This is a genomic window from Oligoflexus tunisiensis, from assembly GCF_001748245.1.
In the GTDB taxonomy this organism is placed as follows: Bacteria; Bdellovibrionota_B; Oligoflexia; order Oligoflexales; family Oligoflexaceae; genus Oligoflexus; species Oligoflexus tunisiensis.
Map to the genome: position 1 here is coordinate 250,376 of NZ_BDFO01000001.1, position 20,205 is coordinate 270,580.

The 20,205-nt window shown below is 54.9% G+C and carries 18 protein-coding genes; 12 read left to right on the forward strand and 6 right to left on the reverse strand.

Features of this window, described 5'->3' with window-relative positions:
* Window positions 1–247: 247 nt before the first annotated feature.
* Window positions 248–1,783, forward strand: coding sequence for a vWA domain-containing protein (locus OLTU_RS01125; RefSeq protein WP_141730922.1), 1,536 nt, complete (start codon window positions 248–250; stop codon window positions 1,781–1,783).
* A 132-nt stretch (window positions 1,784–1,915) separates the two neighbouring features.
* Here the strand turns inward: OLTU_RS01125 and OLTU_RS01130 are convergent, their stop codons facing one another.
* Window positions 1,916–2,374, reverse strand: a complete 459-nt coding sequence (locus tag OLTU_RS01130) for a single-stranded DNA-binding protein (protein ID WP_141730923.1) — start codon at window positions 2,372–2,374, stop codon at window positions 1,916–1,918.
* A gap of 200 nt (window positions 2,375–2,574) precedes the next feature.
* On the opposite strand from OLTU_RS01130, the gene OLTU_RS01135 reads away from it, so the two are divergent.
* The 3 genes from OLTU_RS01135 to OLTU_RS01145 all read left to right on the forward strand — a co-directional run bounded on the left by OLTU_RS01135 (window position 2,575) and on the right by OLTU_RS01145 (window position 8,624).
* Window positions 2,575–4,086 carry a hypothetical protein gene (locus tag OLTU_RS01135; RefSeq protein WP_141730924.1) on the forward strand — a complete coding sequence of 504 codons (1,512 nt, stop codon included), beginning with the start codon at window positions 2,575–2,577 and terminating at the stop codon, window positions 4,084–4,086.
* Between the two features lie 69 nt (window positions 4,087–4,155).
* Window positions 4,156–7,779 (forward strand): chromosome segregation protein SMC, encoded by a 3,624-nt coding sequence (smc, locus tag OLTU_RS01140; RefSeq protein ID WP_141730925.1) that lies wholly within the window; start codon window positions 4,156–4,158, stop codon window positions 7,777–7,779.
* Between the two features lie 11 nt (window positions 7,780–7,790).
* Window positions 7,791–8,624 (forward strand): SDR family oxidoreductase, encoded by an 834-nt coding sequence (locus OLTU_RS01145; RefSeq protein ID WP_176736229.1) that lies wholly within the window; start codon window positions 7,791–7,793, stop codon window positions 8,622–8,624.
* Window positions 8,625–8,800: 176 nt separating this feature from the next.
* Here OLTU_RS01145 and OLTU_RS01150 read toward each other — a convergent pair whose 3' ends face one another.
* The 3 genes from OLTU_RS01150 to rfaD are packed head-to-tail and all read right to left on the reverse strand — an operon-like array spanning window position 8,801 to window position 11,445.
* Window positions 8,801–9,151, reverse strand: a complete 351-nt coding sequence (locus tag OLTU_RS01150) for a hypothetical protein (RefSeq protein WP_141730927.1) — start codon at window positions 9,149–9,151, stop codon at window positions 8,801–8,803.
* Between the two features lie 13 nt (window positions 9,152–9,164).
* Entirely contained in the window at window positions 9,165–10,481 is a 1,317-nt protein-coding gene (locus OLTU_RS01155) for a BamA/TamA family outer membrane protein (protein WP_141730928.1), read from the reverse strand.
* Window positions 10,465–11,445: an ADP-glyceromanno-heptose 6-epimerase gene (gene rfaD, locus OLTU_RS01160; protein WP_141730929.1), complete on the reverse strand. Its 981-nt coding sequence runs from the start codon at window positions 11,443–11,445 to the stop codon at window positions 10,465–10,467. The genes OLTU_RS01155 and rfaD overlap by 17 nt, the downstream gene beginning before the upstream one ends.
* A 120-nt stretch (window positions 11,446–11,565) precedes the next feature.
* Between rfaD and OLTU_RS01165 the strand changes: the two genes are divergently transcribed.
* A complete protein-coding gene (locus tag OLTU_RS01165) occupies window positions 11,566–12,825 on the forward strand; it encodes an aspartate kinase (RefSeq protein WP_176736230.1) in 1,260 nt (419 codons plus the stop codon).
* A 66-nt stretch (window positions 12,826–12,891) separates the two neighbouring features.
* Here the strand turns inward: OLTU_RS01165 and OLTU_RS01170 are convergent, their stop codons facing one another.
* Together OLTU_RS01170 and OLTU_RS01175 are read right to left on the reverse strand one after the other, a co-directional pair.
* Entirely contained in the window at window positions 12,892–13,386 is a 495-nt protein-coding gene (locus tag OLTU_RS01170) for a c-type cytochrome (RefSeq protein WP_176736231.1), read from the reverse strand.
* A gap of 132 nt (window positions 13,387–13,518) precedes the next feature.
* On the reverse strand, window positions 13,519–14,760 hold the full coding sequence (locus tag OLTU_RS01175; RefSeq protein WP_218109771.1) for a hypothetical protein: 1,242 nt from the start codon (window positions 14,758–14,760) through the stop codon (window positions 13,519–13,521).
* A gap of 227 nt (window positions 14,761–14,987) precedes the next feature.
* Between OLTU_RS01175 and OLTU_RS01180 the strand changes: the two genes are divergently transcribed.
* Genes OLTU_RS01180 through fliR form a run of 7 tightly spaced genes read left to right on the forward strand, consistent with a single transcriptional unit; the run spans window position 14,988 to window position 20,199 of the window.
* The gene (locus OLTU_RS01180; protein WP_141730933.1) at window positions 14,988–15,737 is read left to right on the forward strand and encodes a flagellar basal body-associated FliL family protein; all 750 of its coding nucleotides are present in this window, start codon (window positions 14,988–14,990) and stop codon (window positions 15,735–15,737) included.
* Window positions 15,738–15,750: 13 nt separating this feature from the next.
* Entirely contained in the window at window positions 15,751–16,734 is a 984-nt protein-coding gene (gene fliM / locus OLTU_RS01185; protein ID WP_141730934.1) for a flagellar motor switch protein FliM, read from the forward strand.
* Window positions 16,735–16,745: 11 nt separating this feature from the next.
* Window positions 16,746–17,174: a flagellar motor switch protein FliN gene (gene fliN / locus OLTU_RS01190; RefSeq protein WP_141730935.1), complete on the forward strand. Its 429-nt coding sequence runs from the start codon at window positions 16,746–16,748 to the stop codon at window positions 17,172–17,174.
* Between the two features lie 17 nt (window positions 17,175–17,191).
* Entirely contained in the window at window positions 17,192–18,349 is a 1,158-nt protein-coding gene (locus tag OLTU_RS01195) for a FliO/MopB family protein (RefSeq protein WP_176736232.1), read from the forward strand.
* A gap of 12 nt (window positions 18,350–18,361) precedes the next feature.
* Complete coding sequence (gene fliP / locus OLTU_RS01200; protein ID WP_176736233.1) at window positions 18,362–19,126, forward strand: flagellar type III secretion system pore protein FliP; 765 nt, start codon at window positions 18,362–18,364, stop codon at window positions 19,124–19,126.
* 12 nt (window positions 19,127–19,138) lie between these two features.
* Entirely contained in the window at window positions 19,139–19,408 is a 270-nt protein-coding gene (fliQ, locus tag OLTU_RS01205) for a flagellar biosynthesis protein FliQ (RefSeq protein WP_141730937.1), read from the forward strand.
* Between the two features lie 8 nt (window positions 19,409–19,416).
* The gene (fliR, locus tag OLTU_RS01210; RefSeq protein WP_141730938.1) at window positions 19,417–20,199 is read left to right on the forward strand and encodes a flagellar biosynthetic protein FliR; all 783 of its coding nucleotides are present in this window, start codon (window positions 19,417–19,419) and stop codon (window positions 20,197–20,199) included.
* Window positions 20,200–20,205: the final 6 nt, after the last annotated feature.

The following is a 20,205-nucleotide window of genomic DNA, read 5'->3' on the forward strand; positions in this document are numbered from 1 at the left end:
CACCCATTATTATCCCTATTCGGTATAATAATATTTTTCCTTGAGGCACGCAAGCATCTATTATCCCTATAGGGTATAATAACCCTTAATTCTTCAAAAGCAGGTATAGGGAGCACAATTTGCGGGAAGCTTTTGTTATAAGTGCATTCTTGAAGTCCAAGACGTGCTGGACCACCCTTTGAATTTTCGACACTGATAGTTCCAGCTCGACTGAACATATCGCAAAGATTGAATTCATGGAGATCATATGAGATTGGCTGCAGGCTTGCTATGCATGATGCTGCTTTCGTGTTCGAAAGGCTCTAGCAGGCCGTCGGGAGGTTGCTTTGCAGAACTCAGTGATGAGGTCATCAACGATTCGGCCGGTCTTACGACTGAAATGCTTAAATTGACTCGAACGCAAGGAGAGATCGGGACGACCGTCAAAAATCTCGTTGAGGCCGTCACCTCAGGGATTGGGAAAGGGCTCAAGGAAGGAACCGGGACGGTGACAATTGCCTCGGGGTGGACGCATGACAGTGGCGTTTATAGTTTTTCAACCAAAGGCGATCGAAGCTTTACCTTGCGAGTCCGCTTCTTTGAAGAAACAGGGACGCAAATAACGACTGACCTGTTTGACCTTTCGAACTTCCTTGTGGAACCGACAATTACTGCTGTCAGCGGGGATGTTATTTCCATCGCTTACCAAAGCCGGGGTGTTCTGGCTCATCTTATCGGTTTCAATGGGAATACGCCCAATCCGTATGTCACGAGCAGCTCGATTTTCACGAAATCGCTCACGGATGCTCTATCTTCCATCGAGATAGAAGTGGAATTCGAAGCGGCATCTGAAACTGATGGCAGACAAGTCAGTATCTCAGAAGCTACGGAAAGACAGACGTTGATCAGCTTTGTGGCCAAGCCAAATCTGGATTTCAAGGTCAATGGCGGACAGGGGAGTTGGGAAAGCAAAGGCCAGATTCTCAGTCTCGACAGCTGGAACATCCAGCCATCCTTGGCTGCCTTCGGCTTAACAGGAAAGGCTCTATTCTCCGTAACGGGGGATGCGACTTTGGGAGATTTCAAAGGAGAAATTGATTACGGTTCGGAGCTGGCGAGCGCCATGACCGTGCCCAAACTTAACCTCTTATGCCCTGATGATAGTCTTGCCATGGCGACGGAGTCGCCGATTCTGAGCGAACTCGGATCCATATTCCCAAACTCAGCGAGGAAAGATTTTTCGAAGATCAGCGAACGCTACGCGACACAAACCATCGAATGTGACAACCCCGATGATCTTCAAACCTGTATCATCAATGCAGCGAAGGCGATCTCTAACGGGGAATCTCTCTCGCTGGACGTTGCTCTCGTGCTGGATGTTTCCGGCTCCATGTTCAATGAGATGGATTATATCAAGGAAAAGGCTATCGACATCGCTACACGGCTGAGTCAGGAGAAATCCTCAACCGATTCACGGCTAGGTCTTGTGGTATTCAGCGATATTGTCGATCCTTATATCAGCAAGGTTGAATCACCTTTGGAAGCTGACTCTGCGGTGTACCAAGCCAGAATCCGGGACGTGAAATTGTTGGGTGGCGGGGATTTTCCTGAAGCTCACCTGGATGGCGTAACGATGGCCATTGAGGAGCTTGACTGGCGAAGCAGCGCTGATCTTAGGCTAATCGTCCTCATCAGCGATGCCACGTTTAAAAACCCTTCGCCCGGGGGTGTGAGCCTCGAGTCCGTCTTCGAGAAGGCTCTCGGTAGGAGCATCCTTATAGCGCCGATCCTGATGGGATACTGAATTTTTTATACTGTTTCATTGGTCGACAGTGCTCAGAGCTCCGAAAAAAACACCTCACACTTCTTTACAGAAAGTGGAGGTGTTGATTTTTCAAGAAATTTTCCTATCTTGAATTCAGTATTCCGTTCTCAATTAGAACGGAATATCATCCAAACTCGCCGAGTTATGACTGCCGAACACGCTATCCGAAGGCGGCTCGACTGGTGGTGGATTGAAGCCCGACGAAGCATTGTCGTAGCTGGCTTCACCGCGGCTGGCGCCGGCACTGCCCAAGAATTTCACGTTGTCGGCGACGATTTCCGTGGAATATCGCTTTTGACCCGATTGATCATCCCAGGATCGTGTCTGCAAGCGTCCCTCGACGTATGCCGAGCTGCCCTTGCGCAGATATTTTGCACAGTTCTCTGCCTGTTTCTTCCAGACAGTGATACGATGCCATTCTGTCTTTTCCTGGCGCTGTCCACTTTGGTCAGTCCAGTTGTCGGTTGTTGCCAGGCTGAATGAACAGAACGGCACGCCACTTTGAGTGTAACGCAGTTCGGGGTCCTTGCCTAAGTTGCCGACTAAAATCACTTTATTGACGGATGCCATCGTCTTCCCTCTTTTTGTCTTCGGCTTTCAAAAGCGCCACCAATCCGGCCCAGATCTTGGGATTGGACGCCAAGCCCTGCAGTGGTTATAACTAAGCTCGTGACTCTGTCACAAGGAGAAATTACCGGGCTGGATTTAAGTCAGCGGACGACATTTTCCCCGTCGTGGAAAACAGCCCTAGTCTGAGGAGCTTTTCGAATATGATCGTGAATAAGACCCGAGTCTGGCTCGGCAGCAGTCTGGTTTTGCTTGGCATGACCCTGTTTTGGGCCTGCAAAACCGAGGAAAAGTTGCCCGCGCTTGGTGAACGGATAGCCGGTCCGGTGGATGTGGCCACGGCACCGAGCGGCAACCACTTCTATGTCCTGAATTCCGATTTTGAACGTCGCTACAACGAAGGCTCGATCATGGTGATCGATCCCGAAGCCGAGACACCAAAAAAGGTCGCCACAATTCCCATTCCGCGTCTCGGCCGTTCCCTGGATGTCGCTCAAAATCTTATGCTCGTGACCTACGATGCGGAAGGCGAAGAACTTTATCGTCGGATTGATCTCTGGAATCTTGAGAACGAAACCAATCCCACACTGATCACGACGTGGAACATCGAATGCTCACCGGTCAACGGCATCCTTGCCCCTTCACAGCCGTATTTTGTGGTGTCCTGCCTCAACGGTAATGTTTTCATGGGACACCTGGACCGGAGCAATCTCGCGGCCTCGACCCTGGATCTGGTACGGAGTTACGGTTTCGCGCATCGGGCTCTCTATTTTTACGAAAGCACCGCAGGCACCTGGCTGCTCGGCTTTCCTTCCGATCTTGATTTCCCGGATGTTGACGATTTTCCGACCGTGGACAAGGACAGCTACGATCACGTCGCGGATAAAATGGTGGAAGACGTGGCGGATGAGGTCCCCGATCTTTTCCAGAATACGCCCCAGGCCCGACGTCGCCCGGGCAACGGTTACCCTTATCAGATGTTTATTTACAATGTTACAGGCGAGGAAGCCGCTTCCGCAGCGGATCCGAATATAGGAGAGGCGCATTTCCGCTACCTGGAAACGGGAACCTTTGCGAAACCCAATCAGGTGAACAAGGAAATGCGGTATGTGTACTACGTGCTGCGGGAACTCGATGGGACCCCGGCTTCCGGTGAAGGCACAGTCGACGTCGACAGCCGCATCTATCGCACCAACTTTTGGACCGCCCGCAGTGCTCCCGGCGCAGCAGCTGAGGTCTTTTACCTCTCGCAACGCGGCAATAGCTATGGCTCCACAAGCAATAACGTCCTGAAGGTGGAAATCAATCCAACAGCCCTGGCGGCAGCCGACAGCTCGAAATTTACCGATATCTTCCAAGTGCAACGTGTCTATGGCTTTGCCAATGACCGGGACAGCATAGCCCGCTATCCAGGGGCCTTTGTGGTGACGGAAATCGAAGGCGAACCCATGCTGCTGGTCAACCATTTCCGGGATCTGATCAATTTCAGTAATGCTCCGTTTTACAGCATCACCCGCAAGTTTTTGAACCCACCGTACTCGCTGCAGCAAGCCTCGAGTTATGATTCAACGGCTTTTGAAGCCTCGTTTTATCAGCTGGCGGTTTCCAAAACAGGCAAGCTTCTGACCTGCTCGTTCTACGGACACTCCCTTTACTTGTTTGATGTGCGTCCCCGTACTAGTATGAGGGATCAAACACCGATTCGGATCGAATGAGACGCCGTATCTTTGGCATGTCCTGCGTGGAGTCCCACCTCAAGGGATCCCGCGGGATGAGGGTCATGCATGCATCTTAAAAAGTTGATCATCTCCGGTTTCAAGTCGTTTGCCGACAAGGTCACACTGAACTTCGATGACGGGATCACAGGCATCGTCGGGCCCAACGGCTCGGGCAAGTCCAATGTGATTGATGCCGTGCGTTGGGTGATGGGCGAGCAGAACGCCAAGCATCTGCGGGGTGATGTCGCCACCGACATCATCTTCGCCGGTTCTGAAAAGCGGAAACCGCTCGGCATGGCGGAAGTTACGCTGGTCTTTGATAACAAGGATCAAAGTCATTTCTGTCCACCGGAATACCGTCATGAATCTGAAATCGCTCTGACTCGTCGTCTCTATATCGATGGGGAGCGCGAATACTTCATCAATAAAAAACCCTGCCGTCTGAAGGATATCGTCGGTTTTTTCGCCACCACCGGTCTCGGCGGTCGCAGCTATTCGATGATCCAGCAGGGGCAGGTCGATCGTATCCTGAACGCCAAGCCCGAGGACGTCCGTGAGATCCTTGAAGAGGCCGCGGGTACGTTGATATTCAAGGCGCGTCGCCAGGCGGCCATGAAGAAACTGGAAGGCACGCAGGATAACCTCAAACGTATCGATGACATTCTCAGCGAACTCGCCAAACAGCTCGAAAACCTGAAGGAACAGGTGGAAAAGGTGGCGGCCTGGAAGCAGTTGAGCAGCACTCTGCGTGAGGCTGAGCTCAAGCTTTTCTCGCATAACTTCCGCCATTTTTCGACCAGGCTTCTTGAGATCGCGCATCAGCTTGATACGGATACCGACAGCGAAGTGAAGGCCATGGCGGATCTGTCCGGTCTGGAAGCCCGGGTCGAGGAACTGCAGAGCCAGCTCGCGGAATCGGATCCTGAACTGGATCAGCTGCGCGAGGAAATTTCCAACCTGCGTGAACAGATTGTACGCGCCGAAGGCACCATCACCGCCGCCATGCGGACCACCGACCAGGGGCAAAAGCGCCTTGCGGAACTGCAGGCCAATATTCAGGAGGATCAGGAAAGCCTGAGCTCCCTGGAAAATATGGTGGCGAGCAAGGAGGCCGATTATGTGCGGATGCAGGCGGAGGTGGAGCGTCTGCAGGATCTGATCGCCTCGTTTCAGGATGAAGTGGATCAGGTCGAGGAAGCGGCGCAGGTTTTTGAAAACCGGGCGCAGGAGCTGGAAGACGAAATCAAGAATCTGGAACTTTTGCTCGAAAGCAACCGTTTGCGCTGCGAAAGCATCGAACGGGATCGGAAGCGCATTCTGATCGAGCATCAAAATTATCAGGCTCGCCAGGAATCCCTGCATCAATCGCTGAAGGTGATCGCCGATAAACTGGAAGCCGCCCGTGCCGTGCTCAACGAGCGACAGGCCGGCCTGGATCAGGAGCTGCAGCTCAAGCAGGACCTGGAAGCGGAAGTGCAGAAGCGTGAGGAGCAGATACGCGAAGGGGCACGGGAACGCGATGCCCATAAGGAAACGTACCTGCATGCCCGCGCCCGCCTTGGAACACTCGAGGAACTGGAAGCCAGCAGCGGTGACCTGAAATCGAGCCTTCAGCAGCTTTATCAAAAGCATCCGGACACCAGGCAGCTTGTTTACGGCGTGCTCACAGATTTTATTGCCTTTGACCGTGGCATCGAGGAATGGGCCCCACGTGCGGTGCATGCCTTTGAACGCTGGTCGGAACGCCTGATCATTCCATCCGGTGCCGCTCTGAATGAGCTGATCCGCTATGTGAATCAGGAACAGCTGGGTTCGCTGCCCCTGAGCTTGGCTTCGCTTTGGAATGCGGATGACCTGGCCCCGATCCGTGATTGGGCGGCACGTTATGATGCGGTCCCGGTTCTGGATGTCCTGAAGATTCAGGACCCCCACCGGGACATGCTGAATGTGCTCCTGCAGCGACTCTATTATCTGCCTTCGGTCTCTCTCAATGAGGACGAACTGCGGAGTCTCCCTTATGGTCTGATTCTTTTCACCGCGCAGGGTGTCCTCGTGCATTCGCGCGATGATCTTTTGCTGAGCGGCACCCAGGCCAAGGGCAGCCTCAGCCGCAAAAATGAAATCGAAGGCCTCGCCCGGCAGCTGAAGGAAAGCGAAGGCAAACTCGCGGCCGCGCAGAGTCGCCTCGATGTGATGGAACAGCAGCAGGCCGAAGCGCGCGCCCGCCTCAAGGAACTGACCGATCGCCTGGGCGGCCAGAATCAGGAAGCCTTGGCGGCGATGTCTGAGATGCAAAACCTTTTGAACCAGGAAAATCATCAGAAGGAAATCATCGAGCAGAACGTGCATCGCATCCAGGAGCTGGATCAGCGTGAGAATGATCTGATGCGGGAGCTGGAGCAGCTCGGTGAAACCCGGATTTCCCTGGGTCAGGAAAAGGAGCATCAGCAGGGCGAACTGGAATCCCTGCAGGACGAATCCGCCAGCATCGCCGAGCGCAAGGACGAGGTGATGCGCGTGCATCAGCAACGGCAGCTCGAACTGGCAAAATTCGAGACGCGTTCGCAGTCAAACCGTGAGAACCTGGAGCAAAGCCGGCAGCAGCTGCAAAAACTTCAGTCGAATATCACCAAACGCTACGAGGAAAGAAATCGCCTCGAAGCCGAACTGGAGCAGGCTGAGACCAACCAGGCTCATGCCACCCAGGAGATCGAGGTCTACATCCGGCGCCGCGAGGAACTCGAAGGGCAGCTGGCGGACCGCCGTGAACTCAGTGCCGGCGTCCTGGAAGAGCTGCGTGTGGTGGAAAGCCGTCTGCGCGAAGCCCGCGATATGCAGATGGAGATTCAACGCAGCAAATCAAAGAAAAGCGTCGAACTGGAACGTTTGAAGCAGGTGAGTCGTGGGATCCTGGATCAGGCCAAGGAAAAATATCAGATCGATCTGATGACCTATGAGTTTGTTGAGGATCCGAACTTCGATGCCGACAAGACCAACCGTGAGATCAGCAAGGCCAGAAACCAGCTGGAAACCATGGGTGGTGTGAACATGGTCGCCGTCGAGGAGTATGAGCGCATTTCAAAACGCCACGAGTTTATCGATGCGCAGAAGGAGGAAGTGCTGGGCAGTATCCTCCTCCTTCAGGAAGCGATCGATGAAATCGAGGAGACGTCGAAGGAAAAATTCCTGAGCACCTTTGAAGTGGTGAATCAGAACTTTATCGATCTCTTCCCAATTCTCTTCCCGGGTGGCGAGGCGCGTCTTGAGCTGACCAGCGAGGATGCCCTGACCGCCGGTGTGGAAATCATGGTGCGGATGCCCGGTAAAAAACCGCGGAGCATGACGCTTTACTCCGGTGGTGAGAAGGCTCTGACAGCGATCTCGCTGATCTTTGCGCTCCTCAAAACCAAACCGACCCCCTTCTGTTTCCTGGATGAGGTCGATGCGCCTTTGGATGAAGCGAACGTCGGTCGCTATAACAAGGTTCTCGATGCGCTGTCCAATCGCTTCCAGTTTGTAGTCATCACCCACAACCGTCGGACGATGGAAGTTCTGGATCAGCTCTACGGCGTGACCATGCAGGAAGGTGGTGTTTCCACCGTCGTGGGCGTGGATATGAAAAAGGATCTGCCGGCACATCTGCAGAAGTCCTTCAAGAAACCTGAAGAGGCGGCCGCCACCGGCACCTGATGGGAGTCGTTATGGACCTCAATGGCAGGACCGCTTTGATCACCGGCGCCAACGGTGGCATCGGACTGGCCACAGCCCGTGGCCTCGTCGCCCGGGGCGCCCAGGTGGTTCTCGGCTGCCGCAATCTGCAGAAGGCGGAGGAGGCTCAAGCGGCCATCCAGAACGATTTTCCCGAGGGAAAGGTCGAGGTTCTGGCCTTGGATCTCGCCAATATCATGAACATCAGGAGCGCCGCCGAGGTTCTGAAACGGCGCTTTCCCAGGCTTGATATCCTCATCAATAACGCCGGTGTGATGAGCCTGGCCCGCAAGGAAACGCGGGATGGTTTTGAAATGACCTTTGGAGTCAACCATCTTGGAACCTTCGCTCTCACTCAGGCCCTTCTGCCTTTGATCAAGGCCGCACCCGAAGGACGGATTGTCACGCTATCCTCGACCCTGCACTATAGGGGTCATATGCAGTGGGATGATCTTCATTACCGCTCACGTCCCTACAAGGGCTGGGAAGCCTACAATCAATCGAAGCTCGCCAATGTCCTGATGACCCAAGCCCTCGCGCGACGTCTTAAGGGTACTTCCGCCAGCGCGTTTGCCCTGCATCCGGGTGTGGTGGCCACCGACCTCGCACGAGATTATCCTGCCTGGCTGATGAAGCTGCTCAAGGCCTTTTTGGTGACGCCGGAAAAAGGTGCCCGCTGCTCGATTTATGTCGCCAGTGAACCCGGACTTGCCGCACACAATGGGGCCTATTTTGAAAGCTCCCGTGTGAAAAAACCTGCCGCTGCCGCGCTGGTGGAGGAGGATCAGGAACGACTCTGGAAGCTAAGCGAGGAGCTCACCTCTTGAAAACCAGGCGCGCCGCCCCTATTCGTCGAACCCTGACGGGTGCAATGAGAGGATGAACCATGGGAAATGGGTGTCGGGAATCAGGAAGCTGGATCCTGGCGCATGCATAAAGACCCGCTGGCGCGGGTCTCTTATCATGGTGGAGCGCACAGGAACAAACTGATCTTGACAGTTCTTCAACCTTCCAGCTTATCGACGATCACCTGAATCAGTTCGTTGGGTTTACTGTAAAACTCAGCGAAGGAATAGGTTTCGAGGAACCATTCGCTGACAGGATCCTGCTCGGCTTCGCGAGTTTTTTTCACGAGCTGCGGATAGGTGCTGGTCAGCTCCAGCATGCGCGCGAGCACGCCAGCCGCTTCGGGTTTGGCGCTGGGATATTTCTTGCGAAGATACCGGATCATAAGGCTGATCAGCACGGGATCGAGTTTCTCAGCCAGAAAAAATAGATCGTTGGTTGGCAGCGTACCGGCTTCCAATCCATCCAACCAACGGAGACTCTCGCGAACTTGAACCTGTGCATCCATGCTTACTTCTCCTTTACAAGGGACGATAGGGGTCTACGAATTGGTTCATACCTATCGATATGCTGCTCGTGCTGGGTTCACCCAGGCTCCAGGCGTAATCCACGCGGAAAACCAGGCGATTGACCTGCGGAACGGCCAGCCTGAGGCCGAGACCTGCGCTGGCCCGATCGTTGGTTGTCCAGTCCTTGAGCGCATACCCAGCCGCACCATAATCGATATAAGTGGCTGCCTGCCACCAGACGTAACGGGAGCGATGAAATATTTTTCGCAGCTCCAGGTTGCCATAGACCGCCTTATTTCCGTACATAACACCATCGGGTAAACCACGTACTGAATCGAAGCCACCCAAAAAAAAGAGGCTCTGATAGGAACGATCATCGCTCAATCCCAGCCATTCATGAAAGGCGAGATTCCAATCCCCCTCCCAAAGCCCATACCAAAAAAGCTCCTGTTCCAGACTCGCCTGGTTTTTTTCCCTGGTCCAGGTGGGTCCGGCATTCAGCAGGACGCGCAGACCTTGCAAATTCTGCTGCAAGACAGCCATATCATCATAAACCAGCCTGGCCAAGAGCCGTTTCTGGTTTACCGGTTGCAAATTAAAAACTCCACGGGCGGCTGCGGATTTCTGCATTTGCCATTCCAGCTCATGCTGCTGCCGAAGGTTCACCCGTACCCCCGCCTGCCACGGGCTCTGTGGATCCTCGCTCAAGGGCACCAACGCTTCCGCGATCACGGCTGTTGCCCTGCCATAAATCTGAGCAACTTCCTGATCCTCCCTATCGTATACGCTACGAATCCGGTTGTCCCGCCAGAGTTCAAGATTTAAGTAATGACGACCACTCTGCCAGCGCGGGGCACGGATCCATATCACGCCGCCGGTCGGCGCCGAGCCGTAGGTTCGCGCTTCAGCCCCCATGGTCCAAAGGCTGCCGAAGACGTGGGTGTCATAAATGCCGGCGACCACCAGAGGCGTGCCGCCACCAAAGGCCCCGCGAATGACAGGGATCACGGTCCATTTTTCCCGCGCCTCGATTTCGAGTCGCCAGGCGTCGGGTCCCTGGTCGGATTCCTTGATCTGAACGGCGACGTCCTGAAAAACCTGAGTGGTGAGCAGGCGGGTTTTCAGCGCATCAATGTCCGCCCCTGTGAGTTCGCAGGGACACTCCAGGCCTGCATATTCCATCAGCCAGTTGACATTGGTGCGGCCAAGACCCTTGATCTCGATCTGCTGAATGCGGTAGGTGGCGTCCTGCGCCAGGGCCAGACGCGTCCCACCGATCAGGAGGAGGATCAACCAGCGGATGTGGAATAGATCAAAGATAGGGATCACCCTGATTCAGATAATGTCTGACATAGTCATTGACCCCGTCTTCCAGACTGTAAAAAGCCTCCTGATAGCCTGCCACTGTCCGCAGTTTGTTCAAATCGGCTTCCGTAAAATATTGATACTGTTTTTGCAGGCTCGGGGGCATTTCAATCCATTCAAACTTGGGTTTTTTATCCAGAGCTCCGAACACCGCGCGACCGAGATCGGCAAACGTTCGGGCCTGGCCGGTCCCGAGATTGTAAAGTCCCGATGGAATCCGGCGATGCTCCTTCCAAAAGTGTAGCATCACCTTCACCACATCCTTCACATAAACAAAGTCGCGCTGCTGCTCGCCGTGTTCAATATCGGGGCGATGGGATTTGAAAAGACGCAGGCTGCCCTTGTCACGAACCTGGGGAAAGGCATGATACACAACGCTGGCCTGGGGTCCCTTGTGATATTCCTGAGGGCCATACACATTGAAGTATTTAAACCCATACCAAAAAGGCGGCGTTGTTTTTTGCTTCAGAGCCCAGACATCAAAGAGCTGCTTGCTCCAGCCGTATTTATTAATGGGACGCAGCTCCGGAATGCGGTCATGCGCATCGAGGAAGGTTTTTTCCTCAGCGCCATAGGTGGCGGCGGAGGATGCGTAGAGAAAGGGGATGTCCCGCTGCGCGCAGTAGTCCCATAGTTTTTTGGTGAAGAGAACATTGTTGTTCATAAGGTAATCGGCGTCGCGTTCGGTGGTCGACGAGCAGGCGCCGAGGTGAAAGACCGCTTCAAAGAGAGGATGTCCGGCTTCATCGAGCCAGCTGAAAAGCTGATCCTTGGGCACGACATAGTCAATACGGCGTTTTGCGAGATTTTTCCACTTGTCGCCCAATCCCAGGTGGTCAGCGACGATGATTTGATGATGACCTTTTTCATTCAGTGCCCAGACCAAGGCGCTGCCAATGAAGCCAGCGCCGCCGGTGATCAGTATCATCCTCTGAAACCCTTTCCTACAAAGCCGTTGCCAGCATCCCAGCTCACGATTGCAAGCCTAAATGATCTAGTATATACCTGCCCTGTCCGGAAATCGAAACCCCTTTCAGGGAAGGCAACCATGTATCATCTCGCTGATGGCAGGCCTGTCGTGCAGAAATACGGTGGGACCTCGGTCGGATCTGTCGAACGCATCCAGAATGTGGCCGCACGCGTCGCCGATCAATATCGAAAGGGACTGAAGAAAGTTGCCATCGTCGTCAGTGCGATGTCGGGAGAAACCAATAAACTTGTCGACCTGGTCACGGCCACCAATCCTCATACTTCGCTTCGCAACTATGATATGGCTGTCTCAGCCGGCGAGCAGGTGGCCGTAGCTTTGATGGCCGCAGCTTTGGAAAAAGCCGGTGTGCCTTCGCACGGATTCCTGGCCTATCAGCTGGGAATCATGACGAGCAGTCTGCATTCCAAAGCGCGCATTCACGATATCGACTGCAAGAAGCTGCATCAGTGCTGGGAGCAGGGCATCATTCCCGTGGTCGCCGGTTTTCAAGGCGTGACCGAGGATTTGGAAATCACCACGCTCGGACGTGGCGGCAGTGATACCAGTGCCGTGGCTCTGGCCGTAGCTCTGGATGCCGCTTTCTGTGAAATCAACACCGATGTGGACGGCGTATTCACTGCGGATCCGCGTGTGGTGCCGACGGCTCACCTGGTCCAGGAAATGGATTTTGAAGTGGCCCTGGAAATGGCCTCGCTCGGCAGCAAGGTTCTGCATACCCGCTGTGTGGAACTCGGCGCCAAATTCCAAATGCCGATCGTGGTTCGCAACACATTCAAACCCAACGACCATCCAAGGACGATCATCATGAGCTTTAACGCCCAACGGAAACTGGAAGCCCCTGTGGTTTCCGGTGTGACCCTGGATCGCAATGTAGTCCGTCTCAGCCTCAGTCAACTTCCGGTTCGTTATGGTGTGATCGCCACTTTGTTTGAAAAAATCGCGGCCACGGGCGTGAACGTTGATATCATCGTGCATAATAAAGCGGAAAGCACCGATGCCCTGCGCGTGGGATTCACCATTGGAGCGGCTGATCTTCTGCGCACGCAAGATATGCTGCGGCGGTGGAGCGAGGAGCAGGGTTCGGGCGTGCATCTGGAAGCGGAACGCGGTCTGGCCAAGGTTTCGGTTGTGGGGCTTGGCATGCAAAGTCATCCGGGTGTGGCCAGCAAGGTCTTTTCCGTGCTCGAAGACGCGGGCATCGCGATTCAGATGATTTCGACTTCGGAAATCAAGATCTCCTGCGTGGTGGCGGAAGTCGATGGCGATCGCGCGGCGCAGGCTCTGCATCGGGCCTTTATCGAGGACGATAAGGTCTGATCCCATGCTCATAAAAAAAGCGGCACGCTCCCGGAGGAGGTGCCGCTCTTTTTATGGAGCAGACGCTCACTTTTTGAACGTACGAATATGCTTCACGATTTCCGTGATTTCCGCATCACTCAAAGTCGCACCCCAAGGAGCCATCGTTGCACTCAGGCCAACGGAAGCGCCGCCTTCCTTGATCACCTTGGCGATCCGGGCGTCATCCACGGAAGCCTGCCACTTGGCATCTGTAAAGTTCCGTGGGCGCGGGTTCATGGCCGCAGCCGCTGGGCTTGACGCCGTACCGTCGGCATCATGACAGGGCACGCAAAATGAATTGTATTTTTCCACTCCAGCCCCGCCACCACCGGCTCCACCGCTGCTGGCCACAGCTTTTGGTGCGGGCACTGATCCATCCGGATTCAGTGTCTCGATAGCCTGATTGGCATTGGCCTCTTCCTGTTTGAAGCGCTCCTGTGCGGGCCGCGGGTCATGCTGGGCGGTACAGGATTTACAAGCGCTCAAGACCATCCCAACGGCAAGGGATGAAAGAGCCAATAGGGTGCGTCTGATTTTCATGCTTTCTCCTTTTGATGCGGTCCAGGGAGCCATGTATAGCATATTCAACCGGGGCACCAAAGAAAAATACGGATCGAAATTCACTTCGAGGGGCCTGTTTTCAAGGTCTTTGGTGACTGGGGACGTCCGCTCTCACCAGCTCCAGGTGAGACGCAATTGCGTGAAGGAATGAGAGCGTTGTCGCTTATTCTGACCCGGGGCGAAGTGGTAAAGTTCATAGAGCCGGTCATATTCTACTGAAAAATTTTCCAGAAAGAGACTCCAGCCATCCTCGCTGATGCGGCCGATGCCATAGGTCTGTTCCCGCAGGCGCAGCTGCGTATGTTCGGTCGCCGCTTCCAGGCAGCGGCCTTCCGTATCCAGGGCCGGGCAGGCCCGGACGTGGGCGTCGGCCCCGAGACGGACATCGAGCTGCTGATGATGCAAGGCCAGAAGATATTCGGCGAGAATCAAATAGGAGGCACTGAATGCCACCGTGCGACGTTCCAGATCGCTCCGCATGCCCCAGTTCTCGGCGAGAATTTCCGTTAAATCAAAAGGACCCTGGTCCGGGCTCACGGGAGTCACTGCCGCAGGTGTCCTGGGGCCACGAATCAGGTTGCGTTGAATACCCATCGAGGCGCGCAGACCGCGGGCTTTGCGATGCTGGCCTGTTAAAATTAGAGACAAGGCCTGGCGTTCCGTCTTGAAGCCCGAACGGGCCGCCTCGCGTTCCGCATCCGAAAGCCAATAAAAATGTTCGGGCTCCAGGCTGTCGGCATCGAGGGACCAGGCGCCTTGCCATTCCAAACCTTCGCTCACCTCACGCCGCAGCATGAAGGCCAGGTAGGGCTTATGATCGTCGTCCTGATAGCGTTCCCCTTCCCCCAGGCCCAGCACAACACTCCATGAATGAATCGGATACTCAGGGTCAATCACGCTCATGCGCAGTGCGGTTTGATTCCAGCCGCTATCCTGGAGGGCATGCGCAAAACTTAAACCACTGGCATCCGGCAGGAGTGTGGCGGTGGCCCAGTTTTCCAGACTCAATTCAATCGCATCGCTGGCCCTGAGACGCAGGGCGTAATGATCAAACCAGGTTCGGCGTGGTGGAAGTCTCTGCCCCAAAAGATCATAAGTATCTTCCCAGGTGGGCTTCTCCACATGTCCTGGATCCCAGGCGACCTGCAGAGACAGACGGTCCCGCAGGGCGGTGCGCAGTCCCAACTGAAAATGATTCAACCGTGGGCATTCGCGCCCACAGGTGACATCGCCTTCCAGAAACCAGCCACGCATTCGGGAGACGTCCTGTCCCGCGGCATCCGCTGCGGGTATCAGCATGGCTGTCACGAGCATGACTCCACGCGTCAGTCTTCTGACAAATGATGAGTACAATTTTTGACTCCCCGTCACGCTCTTGACTCCTGTCGTCAGCTCGCTGACGCCTGGCTTTGGTTCCTTTCCCAAAAGCATCGACTTTATCCTATGACTATCGCGAGGGCTGTGCAAGCGCTTGCTTTCATGCCGTTGGCGGCGCGTTTTTCGGGTTCTGTTAAAAATCCGGCGCGTCGAACCCTTGGCACATCTCTTGTAATCATGACCCTGGCTCAACAGGAGTATTTATGGCAGAAGAAGGCAAAAAAGACGAGAAAGAGAAAAAAGAAGGGGAAGCCTCTGCCGAGGAAAATCCTGAACAGGAAGCGAAGAAGAACAAGAAAAAGCTTCTGATCTTCGCCATCCTCGGCGTGCTGCTGATTGGTGGCGGCGGCGCGGGCGCATTCTTCTTTTTAAGTGGTGGCAAGAAAGCTGGAACGGACCAGGAGATCACCGCCAAGGGCGTTGCCGAAAAAGCCGGTGAGCACGGCGCTGATCCTAAAGCGGAAGGCGGGCACGAGGAAGGCAAGGGCGCTGATCCTAAAGCGGAAGGCGGCCACGAGGGAGCCAAGGCTGATGCGGCCGGTGCGGCGAAGGACGGTGACAAGGCCGCTGCGGGGAATGCGGAAGGCGGGAAAAAAGCCGATGGCACCGCGGCCGATAAGAAGGACATGAAGCCACAGCTCGACATCGACTTCGGTGATACCTATAAGATGGCGACCTTTAACATCAACCTCGGCAACGCTCTCGAAAACCGCTATGTGCGCATCGAAATTTCGCTGGAATACAAGGGCGGCGATGGGACCAAACAGGAAATCGAAAAGCGGATGCCCCAGCTGCGCGACGCCATCATCGGTATTCTGCAGCGTAAAACCCGGGAATTTCTGCTGGCACCGGATGGCAAGGAAGCGCTCCGCAAGGAGATCCTCACCCGGATCAATCGCTATATGAAGACCAAAATTGAAGCCGTTTATATTACCGACATGCTGATCGAATGACGAGGAGTCGCTGATGAGTCAGGTGCTATCCCAGAGCGAAGTCGATGCCCTCCTGTCCGCGGTCTCCGATAACCGCGTGGATTCCGACGATGACGGCGGCCCCGAGGGACTCCAGAGTGGAGTTGTCCAGTATGATCTTGCCAACCAGGACAGGATCATCCGTGGTCGTATGCCCACGCTCGACATTATCCATGACCGTTTCATCCGTCTTTTCCGGGTGACGCTGTCGAATGCCCTGCGGAAAATGGCCAACCTCAGCGTGAACTCCACGGGTCCGCTGAAGTTTTCCGAGTTCATGAACTCGCTGCCCCTGCCGTCCTGTTTGAATATCCTGCGGCTCGACCCCCTGCGTGGCGCTGCGGTGATGGTGATCGAATCGAAACTGCTCTATGCGCTCGTCGACAGCTTCTTCGGTGGCAACGATGTGCCGTATACCAAGATCGAGGGCAAGGACTTTACCCAGATCGAAATCAAAATCGCACGGCGGGTGGTTCTTTCGGCCATTGATGATCTGGAAAAAGCCTGGGAACCGGTTTATCCCTTGAAAATCGGTTACAGCCGGACCGAGATCAACCCGCAGTTCGTGGCTGTCGTGCCGCCTTCCGACGTCGTGATTGCCACGACCTTTGACGTCGAACTCGAAAAGGTTTCGGGCACGATCAAGATCGTGATTCCCTACTCCACCCTCGAACCGATCAAATCCAAACTTTCGGTCGGTTTCCAGAGTGAGCAGCTGGAAGTCGACTTCATCTGGATCAACCGGGTGAAAGAGCAGATCATGCAAACCACAGCCAACATGGTGGTGAAGCTCGGCGAAGCCAACATTCAGGTGCGTGACCTGATGAACCTCGAGGTCGGCGACATTATCCAGCTCGATACGGATGCCACCATGCCACTCAACGTGATGGTGGAAGGCATTCCCAAGTTTAAAGGCATCCCTGGTCTTTTGCGCGGCAATCGCGCGATACGTATCACCGAATCCATGTTTGAAAGCTGAGGAGTTGCGCCATGGCTGATGATTTAAATCCGGAAGATTTTGGTCTGGGTGGAGAGTTGGATGATGCCCTTGCGGCTGCGGCCGGTGGGGATGATGGCGGCGGCAAAGGCGGCGGTGACAAGGACGAAAACATCGTCATGACACCCGAGGACTCGCGCCTCGCCCGCACCGACTTTTCCAAACTCAAAATGATCCTCGATGTGCCGCTGAAGGTTTCGGTCGAGCTTGGACGCACCAAGATGCTGGTCAACGATCTTTTGCAGCTCGGTCAGGGTTCGGTGATTGAATTGGACAAGATCGCCGGTGAGCCCATGGAGATTTTGATCAACGACAAGCTCGTCGCCATGGGCGAGGTCGTGGTGGTGAACGAAAAATTCGGTGTGCGTTTGACCGACGTTGTTTCGCAGTTTGGTCTGGGTGATATGAGTCATAACGCGTGATGAGAGAGGACTTTGGCATGTTGCGGCTGTTTGCATTGATTCTGTTTATGTTCGGCGCTCGTGGATTCGCTCAGGAAACTCCAGCGAGCCCCACGCTGATGATGATGGGTCCGATCGATGGGGAATCGGATCAGAAAGCATCCATCATCACGGTGCGTTATGATAGCAAGCCAGGTTTCGCCAAACCCAAGGTGGAGGCCATGGGCAGCTTCATTCAAGTGACCCTGCCCAATACCATGGTGCCAAGGCCCGGGCAGTTTGTGGAAGCCAACAGCCCGTACATTCGCAAATTCGCAGCCTTTCAATTGGATGAGCAGACCGCTGCTCTGCGACTTTTCGTCACCAAGGAGGCCAGCCACCTTGTGGATGCTGTGACCACCGACATTCTGGAAAACCGCGTGGTGATCGTGATGGATCATGCCGAGGCGGAGCAGCAACTGCTCGCGCACTTCGATGGTGTGCCGGTCACGGGTGGACCCACGGCCGAGGAAGTGGTGCAGAAAACGGAAGTGCGCAGCGATGTCCCCGATCCAGCCAAAACTCAGGTCGCTCCCAAGGCCGCGGCGGTGGCCGCAAAAGCCGAACCTGCGGCTCCCCAGCCACCAGCCTGGAGCGAGGGTCTTGAGAGTAAACTGGTGATGGTGACCGTTTTCCTGGCTGTCATGCTCGTTCTTTTGATCGGCATGAAGAGCTGGCGCCGCGTGATGACCAAAAAATGGCCCGGCGCTCCCGTGGAGGACTTTTCGCTGAAAACGCTGGCTACGCATGCCGTCGGTCCCAAGCAGAAATTGACCGTTGTGCAGGTGGGGCAGGAGCAGATTCTGATCGGCGTTTCCCCTGACAATATCAATTTTCTGACCTCGCTGAAAAAACCCGGGGAACCGCAGGCCCGGGTGGCCATCGACCCGGCTCTCTATCAAAAGCAGGCTCTGCCGAAGGAAGCTCCCGTCCGTCGTTCCGGCCCTGTGCTCGATGAGGCGACGCCCCGTCCCGCGCCTCGCGCGCGCACGACGCCGCGCAGTGAACTGCCGGAGCCTGGCAGCGCCATCGCCTATGGCATCGGGGATCAGGGCATCAAGAACATGAAAGCCTCGCGGGCCTCGGATGAGCCCAGCAGCGTCGATGATGTGACCCGCATGATTCGCAAAAAACTGCGTGATCTTCCCAAAGTTTAACCAGGGATTGGCATGAGCGTTTCAGCAGTAAAAAAAGGCTTCTTGTGGACCATGCTGGCCCTGCTCCTTAGCAGCGGCCAGGCGTATGCGGAAACCAAAATCCCAGGGCTGAACTTCAATATCTATGAAGTGGATGATCCGGACGCCTTTGTGCCTGCCCTGAAGATTATCGCCCTCCTCACCATTCTGGGTGTGGCGCCGGCCATTCTTCTGATGATGACCTCGTTCACCCGGATTGTGGTGGTGCTGAGTTTTGTGCGCCAGGCCCTGGGCACCCAGACCATGCCGCCCAACCAGGTGGTGCTGGGTCTTTCCCTCTTTCTGACCTTTTTTACCATGGGTCCGGTGATCGACGTGATTCACGAGCGGGCTCTGACGCCTTACCTCGAAAAGGCCATCACCCAGGAGCAGGCGGTCAATGAAACCGTGGCTCCGCTCCGTAAATTCATGCTGCGCGAAGTGAAGGAGTCGGACCTTCAGGCTTTTTTCAATATCGCCCATCTGCCGAAGCCCAACAGCATGGAGGACGTGCCCATGCGGGTGCTGATCCCATCCTTTGTCGTGTCGGAATTGAAGACAGCCTTTCAGATTGGTTTTCTCATCTATATCCCTTTCCTGGTCATCGACATGGTGGTGTCTTCGGTCCTGATGGGCATGGGTATGATGATGCTTCCGCCCACGGTGGTGTCGCTGCCGTTTAAACTGGTGCTCTTCGTACTGGTGGATGGCTGGGGACTGATCGTGGATTCCCTGGTTCGCAGCTTTTCCCTTGGATAAAGGAGCCCACCTATGACGCAACAGACTGTACTGGATATTGGCTGGAATACAATCTGGGTCATGATCAAGGTCTCGTCACCGGCGCTGCTCGCCACCCTGGTGATGGGTCTGATCGTTTCCATCTTCCAGGCCGCGACCCAGATCAACGAACAGACGCTTTCGTTCATTCCGAAGATTCTCGCCATGGCAGCGGCGATGATTATCTGCGGTCCCTGGGTGCTGCGCATAATGATGAATTTTACGATCAACCTGATTCGTGATATTCCGAACCTCACGCGCTAAAGGTCGGCATGATTTACGGCATTACCGTTGAATCAATTCTCACGGCCGCTTTGATTTTTATCAGAGTCGGTGGGATTTTATTCGCGCTGCCGTTTATCGGAGATCAGCCAACGCCGGTTCGGGTTCGCATTCTTCTGGCCGTGGCTCTGACGTTTACCATTCACGGCCTCGTCCCTCCGAACTGGTTGACCGCGTTTCCCCAGGACCCCTTGGTCTATTTTCTGCTGGTGATCAAGGAAATTTGCATAGGTCTCTTCATAGGCTTTGTGGCCCGGATCGCCTTCGATTCGATTATCATGGCGGCGAGCCTTCTGGGCTATCAGATGGGTTTTGGTGTTGCCGACCTTTTCATGCCCGATGCCGATGTGCAAATGAATGCCTTCACAGCCTTTCATCGGATTTTGATGCTGATGATCTTTCTTGGGCTGAATCTGCATCATATTTATCTGGATGCCATGATTCGAACCTTTTCCATGATTCCAGCCGGTGGCATTGCCCCGCAGATGGAAATGGGAAACTTTCTGATTGAGCTGACCGGGGGCATCTTTCGCGTCTCGATGCAGCTCGCGGCGCCGGTGCTGGTGGCTCTTATGTTCACCAACACGGCCCTTGGTTTGATCGCGCGCACGGTGCCGCAGCTCAATGTATTCACCCTGAGTTTTCCGGTGGGTTTCTTTGTGGGACTTGCCGTTTATATGGCCTGCCTGCCCTTCTTTCCAGGGTGGGCGGCTGAGCATTTCAACACGTCCCAGGAGCAGATACTTCTGACTCTCAAGGGCATAGCCCCGTAAGGTGAT